At 64.6% G+C, this 15,752-nt stretch carries 19 protein-coding genes and 1 pseudogene; 12 read left to right on the top strand and 8 right to left on the bottom strand.

Annotated elements, in window-relative coordinates; genetic code table 11:
- Window positions 1–127: 127 nt before the first annotated feature.
- The 5 genes from MX571_RS09440 to MX571_RS09420 all read left to right on the top strand — a co-directional run bounded on the left by MX571_RS09440 (window position 128) and on the right by MX571_RS09420 (window position 3,096).
- Window positions 128–562 carry a hypothetical protein gene (locus tag MX571_RS09440; RefSeq protein WP_247415832.1) on the top strand — a complete coding sequence of 145 codons (435 nt, stop codon included), beginning with the start codon at window positions 128–130 and terminating at the stop codon, window positions 560–562.
- A 207-nt stretch (window positions 563–769) separates the two neighbouring features.
- On the top strand, window positions 770–1,285 hold the full coding sequence (locus tag MX571_RS09435) for a hypothetical protein (protein ID WP_247415828.1): 516 nt from the start codon (window positions 770–772) through the stop codon (window positions 1,283–1,285).
- 367 nt (window positions 1,286–1,652) lie between these two features.
- On the top strand, window positions 1,653–1,937 hold the full coding sequence (locus MX571_RS09430; RefSeq protein ID WP_247415825.1) for a hypothetical protein: 285 nt from the start codon (window positions 1,653–1,655) through the stop codon (window positions 1,935–1,937).
- Between the two features lie 231 nt (window positions 1,938–2,168).
- Window positions 2,169–2,492 (top strand): hypothetical protein, encoded by a 324-nt coding sequence (locus tag MX571_RS09425; protein WP_247415822.1) that lies wholly within the window; start codon window positions 2,169–2,171, stop codon window positions 2,490–2,492.
- 112 nt (window positions 2,493–2,604) lie between these two features.
- Complete coding sequence (locus tag MX571_RS09420; RefSeq protein ID WP_247415820.1) at window positions 2,605–3,096, top strand: hypothetical protein; 492 nt, start codon at window positions 2,605–2,607, stop codon at window positions 3,094–3,096.
- Between the two features lie 76 nt (window positions 3,097–3,172).
- Here MX571_RS09420 and MX571_RS09415 read toward each other — a convergent pair whose 3' ends face one another.
- Window positions 3,173–3,799 carry a trimeric intracellular cation channel family protein gene (locus tag MX571_RS09415; protein WP_247418462.1) on the bottom strand — a complete coding sequence of 209 codons (627 nt, stop codon included), beginning with the start codon at window positions 3,797–3,799 and terminating at the stop codon, window positions 3,173–3,175.
- Between the two features lie 254 nt (window positions 3,800–4,053).
- Between MX571_RS09415 and MX571_RS09410 the strand changes: the two genes are divergently transcribed.
- Window positions 4,054–4,662 carry a hypothetical protein gene (locus MX571_RS09410; RefSeq protein ID WP_247415818.1) on the top strand — a complete coding sequence of 203 codons (609 nt, stop codon included), beginning with the start codon at window positions 4,054–4,056 and terminating at the stop codon, window positions 4,660–4,662.
- An 89-nt stretch (window positions 4,663–4,751) separates the two neighbouring features.
- Here the strand turns inward: MX571_RS09410 and MX571_RS09405 are convergent, their stop codons facing one another.
- On the bottom strand, window positions 4,752–5,117 hold the full coding sequence (locus MX571_RS09405; RefSeq protein ID WP_247415816.1) for a hypothetical protein: 366 nt from the start codon (window positions 5,115–5,117) through the stop codon (window positions 4,752–4,754).
- A gap of 171 nt (window positions 5,118–5,288) precedes the next feature.
- On the opposite strand from MX571_RS09405, the pseudogene MX571_RS09400 reads away from it, so the two are divergent.
- Window positions 5,289–5,641: pseudogene (locus MX571_RS09400) on the top strand (four-helix bundle copper-binding protein).
- Between the two features lie 27 nt (window positions 5,642–5,668).
- Here the strand turns inward: MX571_RS09400 and MX571_RS09395 are convergent.
- Together MX571_RS09395 and MX571_RS09390 are read right to left on the bottom strand one after the other, a co-directional pair.
- Window positions 5,669–6,331 carry a DUF4396 domain-containing protein gene (locus tag MX571_RS09395; RefSeq protein ID WP_368409044.1) on the bottom strand — a complete coding sequence of 221 codons (663 nt, stop codon included), beginning with the start codon at window positions 6,329–6,331 and terminating at the stop codon, window positions 5,669–5,671.
- A 245-nt stretch (window positions 6,332–6,576) separates the two neighbouring features.
- On the bottom strand, window positions 6,577–7,212 hold the full coding sequence (locus MX571_RS09390; protein ID WP_247415811.1) for a ribonuclease HI: 636 nt from the start codon (window positions 7,210–7,212) through the stop codon (window positions 6,577–6,579).
- Window positions 7,213–7,391: 179 nt separating this feature from the next.
- Here MX571_RS09390 and MX571_RS09385 point away from each other — a divergent pair, with 179 nt between their 5' ends.
- Both MX571_RS09385 and MX571_RS09380 read left to right on the top strand, forming a co-directional pair.
- Window positions 7,392–8,348 carry a DMT family transporter gene (locus tag MX571_RS09385; protein WP_368409007.1) on the top strand — a complete coding sequence of 319 codons (957 nt, stop codon included), beginning with the start codon at window positions 7,392–7,394 and terminating at the stop codon, window positions 8,346–8,348.
- A 228-nt stretch (window positions 8,349–8,576) separates the two neighbouring features.
- Complete coding sequence (locus tag MX571_RS09380) at window positions 8,577–8,834, top strand: hypothetical protein (protein WP_247415809.1); 258 nt, start codon at window positions 8,577–8,579, stop codon at window positions 8,832–8,834.
- Window positions 8,835–8,956: 122 nt separating this feature from the next.
- On the opposite strand, the gene MX571_RS09375 is transcribed toward MX571_RS09380, so the two are convergent.
- Both MX571_RS09375 and MX571_RS09370 read right to left on the bottom strand, forming a co-directional pair.
- Entirely contained in the window at window positions 8,957–9,625 is a 669-nt protein-coding gene (locus MX571_RS09375; protein ID WP_247415807.1) for a nitroreductase family protein, read from the bottom strand.
- A gap of 146 nt (window positions 9,626–9,771) precedes the next feature.
- Complete coding sequence (locus MX571_RS09370) at window positions 9,772–10,191, bottom strand: universal stress protein (protein WP_247415805.1); 420 nt, start codon at window positions 10,189–10,191, stop codon at window positions 9,772–9,774.
- Window positions 10,192–10,269: 78 nt separating this feature from the next.
- On the opposite strand from MX571_RS09370, the gene MX571_RS09365 reads away from it, so the two are divergent.
- Complete coding sequence (locus MX571_RS09365; RefSeq protein ID WP_247415803.1) at window positions 10,270–10,527, top strand: hypothetical protein; 258 nt, start codon at window positions 10,270–10,272, stop codon at window positions 10,525–10,527.
- A gap of 24 nt (window positions 10,528–10,551) precedes the next feature.
- Here MX571_RS09365 and MX571_RS09360 read toward each other — a convergent pair whose 3' ends face one another.
- The gene (locus MX571_RS09360) at window positions 10,552–12,501 is read right to left on the bottom strand and encodes a helicase HerA domain-containing protein (RefSeq protein WP_247415800.1); all 1,950 of its coding nucleotides are present in this window, start codon (window positions 12,499–12,501) and stop codon (window positions 10,552–10,554) included.
- Window positions 12,502–12,645: 144 nt separating this feature from the next.
- On the opposite strand from MX571_RS09360, the gene MX571_RS09355 reads away from it, so the two are divergent.
- Window positions 12,646–13,776: a WD40/YVTN/BNR-like repeat-containing protein gene (locus MX571_RS09355; RefSeq protein WP_247415798.1), complete on the top strand. Its 1,131-nt coding sequence runs from the start codon at window positions 12,646–12,648 to the stop codon at window positions 13,774–13,776.
- Between the two features lie 123 nt (window positions 13,777–13,899).
- Window positions 13,900–14,241, top strand: coding sequence for a DUF7113 family protein (locus tag MX571_RS09350; RefSeq protein ID WP_247415796.1), 342 nt, complete (start codon window positions 13,900–13,902; stop codon window positions 14,239–14,241).
- 202 nt (window positions 14,242–14,443) lie between these two features.
- Here the strand turns inward: MX571_RS09350 and MX571_RS09345 are convergent, their stop codons facing one another.
- On the bottom strand, window positions 14,444–15,709 hold the full coding sequence (locus MX571_RS09345; RefSeq protein ID WP_247415794.1) for a DNA double-strand break repair nuclease NurA: 1,266 nt from the start codon (window positions 15,707–15,709) through the stop codon (window positions 14,444–14,446).
- Between the last annotated feature and the right edge of the window lie 43 nt (window positions 15,710–15,752).

Here is a 15,752-nt window from a genome sequence, read left to right as displayed (position 1 = left end):
AGCCCAGACGGTGAGCTGTAAGACCACGCTCTCAGTGTATCGAACGGACGAGTGAGCGACGCGTGCCGCGTGTGTATCGTTTGACTCGTAGTCATGAACTATTAGCACGTATAGTGTTCTGGATAGTATGGGAAACCAGAGCTGGTCACAACAGCACCCGTTGGCACTGGCTGGCATCTTCATCGCTGTCGCAGCACTCCTGTTCGCTGTGGGTGCTCACCCGCGTCACTGGTGGCTCCCGACCAGCATGGCACTCACCATCTGTATCGCCCTTCTGGCACGAAATATGGCCGGTCTGGGCGAAACCAATTCTGGATCCTTCGAGGGCCGAGTGCAAGGGCTGGCCCTGACTGTGTTCAGCGTATGTATGCTGATAGAGGGGGTCTTGTGGCCCGTTCCGATGCTTCGCCCGTTCTCTGGGGACTATTCCGGCGGAGCACGGGTGCTGGCACTGATACTTTGGGGGTTCGTAGTGCTGCTGTTCGTCATCGGAGTGAGTAACTTCACCGGTCTCAATCAGTCGGGGGCAGGTGACTCGACCGCCCCGGACAGTGAGCTGTGAAACTCACGCTCTCAGTGTCTCGAACGGGCCGAGTGAACGATGCGTGCCGCGTGTGTATCGGCATTCAACGAACGTAGGGGTTGTTCGTCGGCAGTTAGCAGGGAGGCTACCGCTGGTGGCTGTGCAGTAGCTTGGGGCATACCTATGTTCTCAGTTGGTGAACGAGTCCTCGTGAGAGTATATCCCGTTCATCTCCGTGGGTTGGGGATGACCCTCCCACTCACGGTGATCGGTTCGTATGGGGTTCTCGCGGGCATAGTTGGGTCTAACCCGGCTACCCTCGGAATGTTCGGCGTTCTCGCGATACCGGGAATAGTCCTGACGACCGGACTCATCGCCGACATCCTCCATCCGAAGGATTACCACGAGCGGGACACCCACATCTTTGGAGGGTTAACACTGGTAGTGGGAGTACTCGGCATCGCAGGCATCGGGGGGTTCATACTCGTGTTTTTGAACGCTAAGATTGATGAATCGTTTTTCGGAATTTCAGTGGTTGAGCCGCTCACCCGAGATGTCGCTGCCCTTCGTTCTTCCCTCGTTGCTAGCGTACGGCGCATGTTCGCGATGGTTCCGAATGTCATCGTCATTGGCGGTCTCGTCCTCTCGGTTCTGGTAATGGTGTTCACGAAACTAGTGGGTGGCTCGAATCTCTCCGAAGATGTCGGATTACTACTCCGAGGCGATTTGGACCTCGATGAAGCCCCGATACTCGAACTATAGGTGTGGCCAATGGTCAGGCAACAATCGTCCGTACCAGTGCGGTCGAAGACACCGCCCTTGTATCCCGCTGATAGACCCATGCTCTGCATCTATCGATAGGGACGAGTGAGCGACGCGTGCCGCGTGTGTAACGACGCAGTTTGGGGAGAGTGCGGTCGATTTAGCTACAGGCGTGTGTGATACTCGCGCCATCGGATTCGAGGCGTATTTGCAGATAACTGAGGGCGAGGTCGTCACAGTTCGCGACTACGTAGGAAGTGATTCGTCCTCGCTCATCGTAGGCGGCCACAATTACGGCACCTCGTTGGTGAAGGCCTGTAACAGTGGTTGTGGCAGACGCTCCCGACGGAACGGTCACGTTCCCGTGATGGCGGGTTACCTCGGGGGCTGGAGTGACGTCGGTATAGTAGTACTCGCCAGAATCGACGAGGCTAACTCCTTCGTCGATCTCCGTGTCGGCCGCTCGTTCGTCACTGTAGTTCACACTCACGTTCGCGGGGAGGTCAACGACGAACACTTCGAGTGTGTACGGTTCCGCTACGGAACTGTTGGACACGAGAGTGACAGAAGTTCCCTGTTCGGCATCACCGGCGAGAGGAACTCCGATACATCCCGTGAGGACAACGAGGATGACAACGACTGCAGACGGTGAAGTCATCCCCGAAGTAGGTGAACTCCACCGTGGTAGCATACTCCGTGTCGACGTATGTACTCATCAAAAGAGTACTGTCTGAGGGTCACTTCGAGCTATCTCTGATTGGCAACCACTACGGCCTCAACTGATAGACCCACGCTCTCAGTCTATCGAACGGACCGAGTGAGCGACGTGTGCCGCGAGTCTGTCAGCAACGTTATTACGAGCGGTGGTGGAATTGGTCGACAAATGGACACGAGAGAGATTCGCGCTCTTGTTGGTGAGTGGGGGCTCCTCCTCGTTGGAATCGGGGGCGCTATACTGGTGACGGTCCTTCTTGGTCCCTCGCTCATCACGGTCTTCTTCGGCCTCGCTGCTCTCGCTGGTGGATGTGGTATCGCGGGCCGCCGCCGCTACATCTACTATCTGTTGCCCGTCATCGGCGCGTTCTCGTTGCTCATCGCTGGCGTGTACTATACCAGAAACGCAGACACTATCTACGCAATCCTGCTTGGTGTGCTGGGTGTCGTTGCGACTCTCAGAGGAATCCAAGCGATTCGAGTCCTCCACTGAGGCCGTTCGATACACCCACGCTCTCTGTCAATCGAGAGCCAGTTGCCAGAGGACTCACGTCAAGGAGGCCTGTAGACAGAAAGGACTTACCGACGTGACCCGCTACCGAGATATGAACCGTCGTACCCTCCTCGCCTCACTCGGAACCGTCGGGATGGCAGGTGTTGCAGGCTGTCACGACGGAATCGTCTCCGGTGAGCCGATGACGACGCTTCGTCGGTTCGGCGTAATTAACTCTGATGAGACATCCGGGCACACCTACGTGCTGCGCATTGAGCGCGACGAAATGATTGTCCACGAATCGACGCACGAGGTCGAAGCAGCCGAAGACGGCATCCTACCTCGCCGGATTGTCGATTGTGATTGGGAAGCGGTTCCCGGTACATATACTGTCTCCGCCCGCGTCGATGGGGAGTCTTGGCAGACGTTCGACGTGCTCGACCGTTACGATACCGTGCCAGAGTGCGTTGTCGCGGTCGTCGTACACGAGGGCCAGTCCGACGAGTCTGGCGGGCTCCGGCTCCGGGTTCGTGACCGCTGTGAGGAGTTCGCCTACGACCCTCGATACTGTTCTGCAGACACAAGCACCCCCGAGGGAGAGTAAGCGACTGACGTGCCGATGATACACTCACGCTCTCAGTGTATCGCTCACCACGGACTGTGACCATTCATGTCTCGCACTATCGGTTTTCGTTGACCTCACCAGTAGACAGCCCGAGCATCTGTGCCGTCGGAAGTCTCCAGCCGTAGTTGACTGCGACCAGACGTGTCCCAACGGTTACGACAGCACAGACTGCGACGGCGATACGTTCTGCCCCCATACCAGCTGTCACTATCCAATAGGCACTCCCACCCAGAACGGCACAACTCGCGTAGAAGTCCTCGAAGAGGATGAACGGCGGCCGGTCCAGTAGAATATCGGCGACCGCGCCACCCCCGACCGCGTTAATCGTCGCAATCGCAACGACACCGAAGGCCGAGACGCCACTGCCCGTTGCCACAATCGCGCCGGCCGTAGCGAACGCAGCGAGTCCCACCGCATCAGCGACGAGTGTGAACGGATGGTCCTCTGGAGACCCGAGTACCATACTAACTCCGAGTGCGACCCCCACACCGAGTGCTCCGAACCCGATTTCGCCCACTGACTGGAGGGCCAGCGGCACGCGATTCACGAGAAGGTCTCGCATCGTCCCCCCGGCGAACGCTGTGGCGAGCGCGACGACGACGATTCCGAAGACATCGAAGTCCTCACGGATTGCCTTAGTCGCCCCGACCAGAGCAAACGCGACGAGACCGACTGCGTTCATCACAGTGAACGGGTCAACGGGCAACACCCCGGTGAGGTCCTGAATCACTACGTCGACATATGGAACCGAGTTTATTGAGCCCACGGTATCGGCACACACCGATTGTGGCCCTCTGATAACGAGAAGAGAAGAACGATAGACCCACGCTCTGAGTCTCTCAAACGGGCGATGGCTCTCGACGCGTGCCGCGAGTGTATCAACGACCAGTTTGACGCACAGGAACCCTATTAGTGCAAAGTCATCAACAGAGAAGCATGAACCGCCGTCGGTATCTCGGGGTGACAGGGAGCCTCCTCACAACACTCGCGGGGTGTGTTGCGAGTAACCGGAGTACGTCCTCTTCGAACGAGTCGACCACTGCCTCCACGACCACCGCCACTCCATCACCCACCTCGACCTCTGAGACGCCGGACGGAATCGCTGATAGTCGATTCCAGCAGTTCTTGGACGTCCCTCTCTACCAAACGGACGAGGAGTCCACCGACTATGCCGGGCCGATATTCACGTCGGTGGATGAGGTCCACCACGGGGCGACGGTCCGCTTCCAGTGTGGGTCGAATCGGGTGATTGTCGACGGCTGGATGTACAGTAATTCACGGTCATGCCGTACGACAATCCTTGATGCCGTACGGTACGACGCGACGTCGAACACGCTTCGGCTGACAATCCGTGATACGTTCGAGGAGGGGCCAGAAGGGTGTACGACCGAAATCAACCCCGTTCTCTACAGAGCCACCGTCGAGGTTGTCGCTGAGTGTCCCGAGACGGTTCACGTCACCCACTACGATGAGGCCCTCACCGGAGAGACCTACAATGAGACGTTCCACGTCACATCCACCGCGACGACCACCGGGGCCGAATGATACACCCACGCTCTGCGTGTATCGATTGGGCCAAGTGAGCGACGCGTGCCGCGAGTCTACCGCTCCAGTAGTATGTGAGTCTGCGCAGATTACGCCGGACGCACACTGTTGACGCGCGTTCCGATGTGGTGGACCATACTGATTGCGTAACTCAGTACACCGAGCGTTGCGAGTGCTGCCCCGACGAAGACTGCAGAGTCACCGACAGTGAGAATCCCACCGACACTTGCGGCGGCGAGGGTAAATTCAAGTGCTGCCACTCCTGCTGTAAGGGCCGGTGTCCGCGCGCCAATCTTCCCAGCGCCGAGTGCAGTCACTCCTGCGATAACCGCGAAGATGAGTGGTGCATCGAGGCCGAACGGAACGACACCCAGCAGGACGGACCAGTACGCTGCTGCCGAGAGAACGAACAAACCGAGCGGCAGGAGGACCGTTCGGAGTTTCGACGTGCCCATATTCTTGTCGATGAGAGTGGAAGACAAATATCTTGGGTGACTCTATGTCGAGGGCGATATACTCACGCTCTGCGTCTCGCATTCGATACGTGCCGCGAGTATGTCACCTTCCCATCCCCTGCAGCCGAGGGCCGAACCACCGTGTCGAGTGGCGCTGTGGACTGACACGCAATGTCTCTGTCAGAAACCGTCTCCGAGATCGACCACCTGAGCGATCACGAGCGCGAGTGCATCGAGAACTGCCTCGAAGCCGCCGAGGTCTGTGAGTGGTGTGCGGACCAGTGTGCTGGCCACGGCGAGGAGATGGCCGAGTGTCTCCGGCTATGTCGGGACGTTGCAGAGCCACCACACTCCACGCGCGGTTCATGGCGCGAGACTCCGACTACAGCGAGCACCTCGCCGAACTGTGCGCGGAGGCCTGTGAAGCGTGCGCCGAGGAGTGCGAACAGCACGACCACTGTCAGGTCTGTGGTGAGGTCGTCCGCGAGTGTGCCGAGAGCTGCCGCGAGATGACGTCCGCCTGAGGACCTAACACGTGTCCTGGTTGGCGATTAGCTCATCTCGGCGGGGTTCATCATCCCTTCTTTGACGCCGCGACTGATGAGCAAGAGGTTCACCGGGTAGGCGGCGATGAGACCCACAGACAACGAGACGACCAGCGCCGCCCAGAACAGTGGTTCACCCATCGTCGCCTCACCGGCGAGCCAGATGTCAGTACTGATAGCAACGATTTCCATGACCGCGATGCTGGCGGTCTCGGAGTAGAAGGCGTCGACGAACGCTTCGCGGAACTCCATCCCCTCCTGCATCAACGGCCCCATCGTCATGGCGTAGCCGAAGACGTACGCCAGTGAGAACGTGACGGCGGCAACCCAGAGGTTCCCCATCGCCAGTAAACCGACAGCTATGACGACGCCGGTAATCTCACCCGCACCACACCCGGAGTAGCAGTGGCAGACCGACCGGAAGCCTCGTCGCCAGAGTGAATCGTGTGATATCTGGGTTCGTCCGGAGTACCAGTACACCCCGAGGCCGATGGGTCCCGAATAGAGCACGGTGAACCCCCAGACGTACTTCATGAGACTGCCCAGTTCCTCGTTGTTCCTCCGGAGGTCCCAGACGAGCGTGCCCAGCGAGGCGACCACGAGCACGACCCACGCTCCCATCACTATGGGGTTCGTGATGAACTCCTGTATCGTCGATACGATGCTCATTGTGTAGGTTTTCGATGACGAGTAGAAGGAGTATCCCCATTCGGCCTTCAGGTGCAGCCTCGTCACTACTAGTAGAGAGTCACCATTTCGAAATTACATTGATACACTCACGCTCTCAGTCTATCATTACCAGCAATCCGTACCGTGGCTGATTGTCCCCGATTACGCTCGGGCATCGAACGTGCCAATCGCAACGTCTGGAGTCGCCCTGCGGGTATGGGGTGAAAGAGTCGAGAAGTAGGCGGTCAGTCGCTCGCGTTTCCGGTGTGGCGGTTCGCGCGCGACGGCGGCGGGTACTGCGGCCCCGGCGAGTCGGTGGTCACCGTCGGCAGGACGCAGCGCGCCGGTTCGTCGTTGACGAACGCGTACTGGTCGGGGGCGTTCGCGAGGCAGTGTGCGGGGTTGACGCCGCTGTCGATGCGCGCGGCGCGAACCTCGCGGAAGCCGGCGACCCGTGCACGGATGCCTCGCCAGTGGTGCTGGGAGGTGGTCGGCACGCGATACGGGTGGGGCGGTCCGTGTCGCGGTTGGCGAGCGGCCAGCGCCGCCCGGTTGACGTTGGCGGCGAGGTCGTCGTGGTCCAGGACGAGTCCCACGCTCGCGTCGCGTGGTGCGCGCACGGCGAGCAGGTCGAGACCGAGGTGCAGCGCCCGGTACTCGGCGACGTTGTTGTCGGGGACGGCGTCGGTGACGGAGCGACGGGCGACCGTCTCGCCGTCGCGGGTCTCGATGACGACGCCGAGTCCACCGCTCGACCCCCGGAACGACCCATCGGTAGCGACGTAGTAGTCTCGGTGATGGGTGCGCGGGGGGTGCGCGATGTGCGGCGTGGGGGACTCGTCGAACAGGTCTCGCAGGGTCGGCCGACCGTAAGCGGCCATGTCAATACGTTCTCACGGACCGACTTAAGTTTGCGGGTAGAACTGCCGCAACCGGCAGAAATCCCGGACTGTGTCGAGCGAATGCACGCCGAAGCGGAGTCGAAGGCTCCCTTCGAAAGCCGGGGAGAACGGAGACGGGGGAACGAAACCTTGAGGCCGTGGCTCCCCGGACGGGTCTCGTGACCCGCACACGGAACGCGGCGCTCTTCTGCTGTCTCGCGGCGGCGTGGGGCGCGGCGTTCATGGCCATCAAGGCCGGACTCGGCGGCCCCGACGCACCCGGCCCGTTCTACGAGACGCCCGTGCTGTTCGCCGCCGTGCGCTACGACGTCGCCGGCGTCCTGATGCTCGGCTACGCCGCCGTCGTCCTCGACGACCCGCTCCCCCGAACTCGCGCCCAACTCGCCGAGGTGACGGTCGGTGCAGTGTTCCTCATCGCCGCCTACCACGCGTTCCTGTTCGTCGGCGAACTGAACACGACCAGCGCCGCCGCCGCCACCATCGTCTCGCTGTCGCCCGTCCTGACCACCGCCATCGCACGAGGCCTGCTGCCCAGCGACCGCCTCGACGCGGCGGGGCTGGTCGGCCTGCTGCTGGGACTCGTCGGTGCCGTAATCATCGCCGACCCGTTCGGCCAGGCCGAACTGCTGACCGCGAACGTCCTGGGGAAACTGCTCGTGTTCGCCGCGACGCTCTCGTTCGCGTTCGGGAGCGTCCTCGCGCGCCGCATCGACTCGGGACTGGACGTCGAGGCGATGGAGGCGTGGTCGATGCTCGGCGGTGCGCTGCTGATGCACGTCGTGAGCCTCGGACTCGGCGAGCCGGCGGGGTCCGTCGGACTGACGATGGAGGCGCTGCTCGCGCTGGGCTACCTCTCGGTCGTCGCCAGTGCGCTTGGCTTCCTCGTCTACTTCGACCTGCTGGAGCGCCTCGGACCGGTCGAGATAAACCTCGTCTCGTACGTCGCGCCGGTGTTCGCCGCCGTCACCGGCTACCTGTTCCTGCGCGAGGCCATCGACGCCACCACCGTCGTCGGCTTCCTCGTCATCGTCGTCGGGTTCGTCCTCCTCAAGCGCGACGCGATTCGCGCCGAGGTGCGGTCGGTCCGCGGCGGGCCGGTGCAGGGAGACGACTGACGGTACCGCACTGGACGCCGCCTCCGGGTCGGTATCGGACCGGTATCGGGCCGTCGTCGGCGCTCTATCGACGCACTGTGCCCGCGGCGACGACCCGTATCAGTGAACTGCCGACACCGAATCGAATCTCGGCAGAAACCCCGGCCCAGAGCCGAGATAATCCCACTCTCGTCCGACGATTAGACACACCGTGTCACACTTATTCCCTTGTAGACCCTAGTGTCGAATATGTCGGAGGAACACCACGAAACCACGGAGTCGACGGTCCGGAACGGAGCCGACGGGGCGCTCCACGGACGGTGGGTCGACGTCCTCGACAGCGACGTCGACCTGCGGTTGGTCGGTATCCACGTCGCTCTGACCCCCATCGCGGCGTTCGCCTGCCAGCAAGCCGGGCTCGGTCTCTGGTGGGGAGTGTTCGTCGTCTGGTCGGTGTATCCCTTCACGTGGATGCGTCAGGAGATGACGGAGCCGAGTCGGAACTGAGCGGGTGAAGTCCGCACTCGACGCTTGACGGTGGTAGCGTTCGGCAGAGACGGATGCAGCGAGAAACGGGTGCAGCGACGAACGGATGCAGCGACGGCGCGAACCGGTATCGAGCGGGGTCGCTACGCGTCGAACTCGTCGAGGTGGACGATCTCGTCGACCGGACGGCGGAACTTGCGCTCGTTCTCGCGGTCGACGGCGTCCTCGGCGGGGTAGCCCATCGTGACGAGCATGACCGGTTCGAACCCCTCGGAGATGTCGAACTCGTCGCGGACCGCTTCGTCGTCGAACCCCTCCATCGGACACGTCGAGAGACCCTTCGAGCGGGCGGCGTGCATCAGCGTCATCGCGGCGAGCGACGTCGAGCGCGTCGTCCAGACCCGGTTCTGTGCCTCCGAGCGGTCGCGCCAGCCCTCGATGTTCTCGACGAGGCCGTCGCGGGTCTCCTCGTCGGGGAGGTAGCCCTTGTCCAGCCAGTCGTCGAACACGCGGTCGGCGTGGGCCGCCGGGTCGGTGTTCCCGAGGACGACGATGGCGACGGGCGCGTCGGTGACGTGCTCCTGGCCGCCTGCGCACTTCTGGAGCGTCTCGCGGTTCTCGTCCGTCGTCAGGACGAGGAACTCCCACGGCTGGAGGTTGTACCCCGAGGGCGTGAACCGGACGAGGTCGAACACCTCGCGCAGCGTCTCCTCGCTCACGTCCTCGTCGCTGTAGTCGTGGACCGAGCGTCGGTCGCGGACGACCGCTTCGAGCGCGTCGGGGCTCTCCATCTCCGACTGTGATGAGGCCATGACTGTATCGAGGGGCGGAAGACGGATGAACCCGGTACCACCGGCGAGCGCTGCCGAGAGGGGTGTGGTACCTCGCGACGGACGAACTGATTCGGAACCGGCGTGCAGTGACGACCGCGAGCGAGTAACCGCCGTCGGACCCGTCCTCAGCGAACGACGGTGACGGGGACCGTCGCGTGCCGGACGACGCCCTCGGCGACGCTCCCGGTGAGGAGGCGGGAGACGCCCTCGCGACTGTGGGTCCCCATCACGACGTGGTCGACGTCGTGTTCGTCGGCGTACTCGACGATGAGCCGCGCCGGGCGACCCGTCTCGACGACCGACGACACCTCGGCGCCTCGCTCCTCGACGGTCTCGCGGGCGGCGTCGAGGTGTTCGGTCGCCTCGGTGCGCGCGTTCCGGTACCACACCTCCGACGTTCCGGGTGCGCCCGCCCCCGAGAACCCAGACGTGGGGTCGATGACCGCCAGCAGCGTGAACCGCCCCTCGGGGAAGAGGTCGAGCGCGTACGCGAGGCTCGCCTCCGCCCCCTCGGAACCGTCGAGTGGGACGAGAACGTGTGTCATACCGACTATCGCTCGGTCGGCGGTATATGCGTTGTGGGGGCGAAAGCTACAACAGGTCTACCTACCGAAACGAGGGACATGTCCCTCCGTGCGACGCTGACAGGACTCGTCGCGTACGCAGCGCTCGCCGTCGCTCTCGGAGCGGCCGTCTGGGGGTGCTGGCTCGTCGTCGAGGCCGTCCGGTTCGGCCGTGCGTACTACGTCATGGCCATCATGTTCTCGTTCGGCCTCTCGCTGGTCGCGGGCCTGCTCGGCCTCACGTTGCGCCAGCGTGCGAACCACCCCTCGTGGGGGCTCGGGATGGACCTCGACTGGTCGCGCGTGCTGAACCGCTGACGCTACGCTCGGAGGGCGGGAGACTCAGTCCCGCCCGTGGCGCGTCAGGCACTGCGACAGCCCGATTATCTCGACCGGTTCGGAGTTGTCCGGCGAGTAGACCGCCATCTGTCCCTTCTCGAAGTACGGCACCTTCCCCTCCAGCGACGACGGGAGGTTGACCGACTTGATGGCGGCCTCGTCGCCGAGGTTGAGGACGACGCTGGTGTTGACCTGCTTGAACACCGGGTCGGCGACGTCCTGTGGGTCCTGCGTGATGAGGAACAGACCGAGACGCTCCTTCCGACCCTGCTTGGCAGCCTCGGTGAACTTCCCGACGACCTTCCGGGCCTGGACGCTCTCGGCGTCCGCGAGGAAGTTGTGCGCCTCGTCCATCCCGACGACGAGCGGCGTCTCCTTGATGCGGTCGTACTTGGGGTCGTTCGACAGTTTCTGGTCGATGAGCAGCGACGACAGCGCCAGCACGACGGTCTCCTTCGCCCGCGAGTCGTTGAGGTGGTACGTCGGGACGACCGTCAGCCCGCCGGGCCGGACGAACTGGTGGATCTGCTCGGTGATGGGCGGCGCGTCCTGGTCGAAGATGGCCCCGAACCCGAGCGCGCGGCGCTTGACCGCGTCGTAGGTCGCCTCGTGGACCCGCCCGGACTCGTGGAGCTCCTCGCGGAGACCGGGGTCGTCCATGAACGAGCGGAACTCGTCGTAGGTCCCGGCGTCGCCGTACTGTCGGAAGAACCGGTCGAGCAGTTCGGTCAGCGCGCCGTACTGGTTGTCGTTGAGCGACGACCCGGCGACCAGCCACTTCGAGTCCCGGACCATCGAGAACGGGATGGTGAACTCGACCTGCTCGGCGCGGTGGTGGCTGGCGGCGTACGTCGCCTTCCCGACCTTCGGGACGAACGCGACGGTGTCGTCGTAGCCGCCGTGGCGGATACCCTCGGACTCGTAGCGACGGGCCGTCTCGTCGTCGATGTCCGGGTTGTCGTCGTGCATCTGTGCGTACTCGTCCTGCGGGTCGAACTGGACGACGGCCGTCTCGGGCGAGCGTCCGTCGCTCATCTCGTAGGTCCGTCCGAGATACTGCCGGAGGACGTTCTTCGCGGCGTGGGTCTTCCCCGACCCGGTCCCCCCGGCGACGAGCGTGTGGCGGAAGACGAGGGGGTCGCCCGAGTCGTAGTCGTCCTTCAGGCGGTAGTCCACCGTCGGGGGTTGCGTCGCCGCGCGGACCTTCTCGCCACCGACCGCGAGGTGGCCGAGGAATACGCCGTCTTCGGGCATCTTCAGCCCCGTCTTTATCTCCTCGGGGTCGGTCGCGGGTCGCACCACCGTCTCGGGTTTCGGCACGCGGTCGGTCATCCGCCGTTTCAGGCCGTCGCCGTCGTCGTAGAGGACGGCGACGGGTTCCAGCGTCGCCATGAACTTGTAGTCCTGTTCGTCGATGCCCCGCGTCCGCATCGCCCGCCGGGCGTGGATCTCGTTGGCGTCGTCCGACCGGAACTCCTGGACGTATTCGAGGGCCGTAATCCGGCAGAAAAGGCGCTCTCCGTCGGGGTACTGGGCGAGGAGATACGAGCCGATACGCACGTCAGAACGGTTCGAGACGGTGACGTACGCCCGCAGACAGGTGTCGCGTTCGTCCTCGCTGATGACGAGTCCGGCGGAGGCCGACAGCGTGCCGATGCCCCGGTCCTGCCCGATGTTCGGGCGGTCGACGCGCTGGAAGTCGTCGGGTTCGACGCTGCGCTCTGCGGCCGTCGACCTCGTGGCGTCGGTCGTCGACCCGGCCGACGACCCGGCGGTCGAGTCCGCCGTCGCCCCCGTCGCGTCCGCGGACTCGTCGGTCGGTTCGGTCGCGTCGCTCGACTGCTCGCTCGTCGTGTCGGCGTTCGCGGTGGTCTCGTCGCTCTCGTCCTCGGTCGAGCGGTCGGCGTCAGGGTCGTCCGCCGAGAAACCGGAGAAGTCCCCGAGGTCGGTCATATCTCGCGGGTCGGGCTACGGATACAAACCCGTTTCCCTGCGCCTCCTGGACGAGACACCGCGGTGACGCCGGTTCGGTGTCCCGCGGGACGCACGTCGCGCCGTCAGAAGGTTTACGGGCGACTCCGTGGTCCCGAACGGTAGATGAAACTCGGCGGCACCGTCGACGACGTCGTGTACTGCACGGAGGGAACCACGGTCGGGCGGTGGGCCGAGGAGACCGGGTTCCAGCCACGGGGGACGCTGCCCGTCCCCGACGCCGGCCCGACGAACCTCCCGTTCTCCCTGACGACCCGGTGGCCGACCCGACGACTCCTCGAACTGCTCACCGGGTCAATCACGACGACCAACGTCTGGCCGCTTGGCGACGACGCACTGCTCGCGACGGCCGACCGCTGGCTGTTCCGCTCCACGGACGGCGGCCGGTCGTGGCGCGTCGTCCGGGACCTGCCCGACAGCTCCGGGCCGATGGGCGTCCTCCCCACCTCGGTCTGCGTCACCGACGACGCCGTCTACCTCGCTGAGTACCCGCTCGGCGACGACCCGGCGCGCGTCCTCGTCAGCCACGACCGCGGGGAGTCGTGGTCGACGTTCCACGAGCGCACCGACGTCCGCCACTTCCACAGCGTCGCCACCGACCCGTACTCCGGCGCGCTCTGGGGAACGACCGGCGACGCCGAGGGCGAGTGCATCGTCGGCCGGTTCGACGGCGACCGGTTCGAGACGGTCGGTCGGGGTGGACAGGACTGGCGCGCGGTCGAACTGGCGTTCACCGAGTCGGCGGTCGTCTGGGGCGTCGACTCGGCGTACCTCGACTCGGTGGGGCTGTTCCGCCTCGACCGCGACCGGTTCGACCGCGACGGGGTCGAACCGGAACGCGTCGGCGAGACGGACGCCCCGGTGTTCTACGCGGAGACGCTGACCGCGACGGATGAGACGTGGGTCGTCCTCTCGACGGCCGCCGAGGCCGGCGTCGACAGCACCGCTCCCGCGTCGATGCGGCGCAACACGGCGGGGCGGACCGCCCGGGTCCTCGCCGCCTCCGAGCGCACCGGCTTCGAGCAGTGGCACGAACTGTTCGCGTTCGGCCGTCGCCGGACCGTCAGCGAACACGTCGGACCGGTCCCGACCACCGGCGCGTACGTCTTCCTCGGCGTCGCCCCCGACGGCGGCCTGCTCGTCAACCCGTTCAACACGAGCGCCGCCCACGGCGACGTCCTCCACCTCTCGCCCGCGGCGTTCGACGACCTGGTCGGCGGACACGACGCCGCGTGAGCGCTCGACTCGGCGTGACTGTCGGGTGCGCGTCGGGGCCACTCACTGATTTCCGAACCGCCGTCTGACGCCCGTCGTCACTGTCCGAACAGCCTTTTCCGCCGTGACGACGTATCTGTCACAATGTTATTGATTCGCGGTCACGGCGGGGGCACGGCGCTCACCGGCACGCTGTACGAGCGTGGCGAGCGTCCCCCCGAGTTCAAGGGCGCACCCGACGAGGACGCGCCCTACGTCTGGATCTGCGACGAGTTCTACGAGGTCGAGAGCGGCGGGCAGACGCAGGTCATCGACGGACGCGAGCTGCAGGTCGCGTTCGAGTCGCCGATGCCCCGCGGGTTCGAGACGCGCGACCAGGGCGTCGCGGCCGCCGAAGACCACATCCGCACGCAGTTCGCCCGCGTCGGCGTCCCCGAGAAGAATGTGGAGATAGAGATGGAGAAGACTCAACCCGGCGCCAGATGACGTTTTAGCTGGTTTCGGCTGTTCTATCTGTGGAGTAACTCAGACCGCCTCGAAAGCCCCCGCGTTCTCGACTCGGTGCGGCGGGCGCGCTCCTCGCTCCCTCCGGTCGCTGCGGTGCTCTCCCGTCCGCTCCGTCGCCGAGAACCCGGCCCCTTTCAGTCCCGCCCACCGCCGTGGTCTGCGGGGGCGGTCGTCGACGGTATCACTCCAGCAGGCCCCAGCGCTCGTCGTCGTAGGTGGTGTCGGCCTCGGTGTCGAACGCCTGTTCGAGGGCGCTGCGGAGGGCGTCGGTCTCGGCGCGACCGATCTGTGCGAGGCCGTCGGCCTTTGCGACGGCCATCGGCGGGCCGCGCTCGACGGCGACTCCCTTGAGCACCTGCATGAGGAGCGCCTCGCGCTGGTCCTCGTCGGCGGTGAACGTCGCGGGCGCTTCGAGGCGGTAGACCACGTCGGTCCGCGGGTCGTAGACGACGCAGAACGTCACCTCGTACGCCTCGGGGGGGAGGCGTCGGTCGATGCCGAACGCGTCGCCGAGCGTCGAGAGCGCGCGGTCCGCCCCGCCCCGAGAGACGAACCAGTTCGTGAACGTCAGGGCGTCCGTGACGCGTTCGTGTTCCGGGCCGTCGGGACCGTCGAGGCGCTCGCGGCGTTCGAGCACCTGCGAGAAGAACGCGGCGTCATTGACCCAGGGCGCGTTGCCCCGCTGTTCGCGGACCGTCCGGGTGATGGCGCGGGTGATTGGCGTCTTGACGAACCCACAGAGCGGCACGTCACGCGCCGCGAACGACTCCACGAGGCGGATGTAGTTCTCGATGACGTCGCGCGGACGCTCGTCCTCGGCGAGCAGGTCGGCGAGTTCGGGTTCCCGGTTCGCCCAGTTGAGCAGGCCCTTCGGGTAGACGGGCCCGTCCATCACCAGCAGGTCGTGGACGACCTCTGCGTTGTCGAGGGCGTGGGAGCTCTCGGCGAGGAACAGCGCGAGGTCGTGGACGACGGCCGTCTCGTAGCGGTCGACGCGGGGCGCGTGGAGCACCCGGCCGCGGGTGTACCCCTCGTCGAACATCGTCCAGTCGCCGTTGAGGTCGGCCATCGCGTCGTTCGTGTGGACGGTCATCACCGTCGTCCGGCCGCGGTGGAGGTCGAGGTCCGACGGGACGGCGCTCATCGCCGCCTGCGCCACGTCGAGGACCACGCCGTTCTTGAACGTCGTCGGGTTGATGGTCCCCGAGTCGAGACCGTGGCGCGTCTCGAAGCGGTCGGGCTGGAGCGCCGCCTCGTCGATGGGCATCATCCGGCGGCGGTGCTCGCCGAGCGGTTCCAGTAGCACGTCGCCGTCCTCGCGCAGCGGGTCGAGCCAGTCGTCCCAGACCTGCTGTGCGAACGCCCGGTGGTCGCTCGCGTCCACGTCCTGCCGGATGCGCCCGGCGAGCCGTGTGATGCCCTCGAAGTGCACCGGGTCGAGTGTCATATCTCAGGACGTGAGCGTGACGGCAAAAAGGCATCGTGGCGCG

The organism is Halomarina salina (assembly GCF_023074835.1).
In the GTDB taxonomy this organism is placed as follows: Archaea; Halobacteriota; Halobacteria; order Halobacteriales; family Haloarculaceae; genus Halomarina; species Halomarina salina.
This window is presented reverse-complemented; position numbering and strand designations above follow the sequence as displayed.

Excerpts from the sequence above, each read along its gene's own strand:
- MX571_RS09440 (WP_247415832.1), top strand. The coding sequence starts at position 128 with ATGGGAAACCAGAGCTGGTCACAACAGCACCCGTTGGCACTGGCTGGC.
- MX571_RS09435 (WP_247415828.1), top strand. The coding sequence starts at position 770 with ATGACCCTCCCACTCACGGTGATCGGTTCGTATGGGGTTCTCGCGGGC.
- MX571_RS09430 (WP_247415825.1), top strand. The coding sequence starts at position 1,653 with ATGGCGGGTTACCTCGGGGGCTGGAGTGACGTCGGTATAGTAGTACTC.
- MX571_RS09425 (WP_247415822.1), top strand. The coding sequence starts at position 2,169 with ATGGACACGAGAGAGATTCGCGCTCTTGTTGGTGAGTGGGGGCTCCTC.
- MX571_RS09420 (WP_247415820.1), top strand. The coding sequence starts at position 2,605 with ATGAACCGTCGTACCCTCCTCGCCTCACTCGGAACCGTCGGGATGGCA.
- MX571_RS09415 (WP_247418462.1), bottom strand. The coding sequence starts at position 3,799 with ATGAACGCAGTCGGTCTCGTCGCGTTTGCTCTGGTCGGGGCGACTAAG.
- MX571_RS09410 (WP_247415818.1), top strand. The coding sequence starts at position 4,054 with ATGAACCGCCGTCGGTATCTCGGGGTGACAGGGAGCCTCCTCACAACA.
- MX571_RS09405 (WP_247415816.1), bottom strand. The coding sequence starts at position 5,117 with ATGGGCACGTCGAAACTCCGAACGGTCCTCCTGCCGCTCGGTTTGTTC.
- MX571_RS09395 (WP_368409044.1), bottom strand. The coding sequence starts at position 6,331 with ATGAGCATCGTATCGACGATACAGGAGTTCATCACGAACCCCATAGTG.
- MX571_RS09390 (WP_247415811.1), bottom strand. The coding sequence starts at position 7,212 with ATGGCCGCTTACGGTCGGCCGACCCTGCGAGACCTGTTCGACGAGTCC.
- MX571_RS09380 (WP_247415809.1), top strand. The coding sequence starts at position 8,577 with ATGTCGGAGGAACACCACGAAACCACGGAGTCGACGGTCCGGAACGGA.
- MX571_RS09375 (WP_247415807.1), bottom strand. The coding sequence starts at position 9,625 with ATGGCCTCATCACAGTCGGAGATGGAGAGCCCCGACGCGCTCGAAGCG.
- MX571_RS09370 (WP_247415805.1), bottom strand. The coding sequence starts at position 10,191 with ATGACACACGTTCTCGTCCCACTCGACGGTTCCGAGGGGGCGGAGGCG.
- MX571_RS09365 (WP_247415803.1), top strand. The coding sequence starts at position 10,270 with ATGTCCCTCCGTGCGACGCTGACAGGACTCGTCGCGTACGCAGCGCTC.
- MX571_RS09360 (WP_247415800.1), bottom strand. The coding sequence starts at position 12,501 with ATGACCGACCTCGGGGACTTCTCCGGTTTCTCGGCGGACGACCCTGAC.
- MX571_RS09355 (WP_247415798.1), top strand. The coding sequence starts at position 12,646 with ATGAAACTCGGCGGCACCGTCGACGACGTCGTGTACTGCACGGAGGGA.
- MX571_RS09350 (WP_247415796.1), top strand. The coding sequence starts at position 13,900 with ATGTTATTGATTCGCGGTCACGGCGGGGGCACGGCGCTCACCGGCACG.
- MX571_RS09345 (WP_247415794.1), bottom strand. The coding sequence starts at position 15,709 with ATGACACTCGACCCGGTGCACTTCGAGGGCATCACACGGCTCGCCGGG.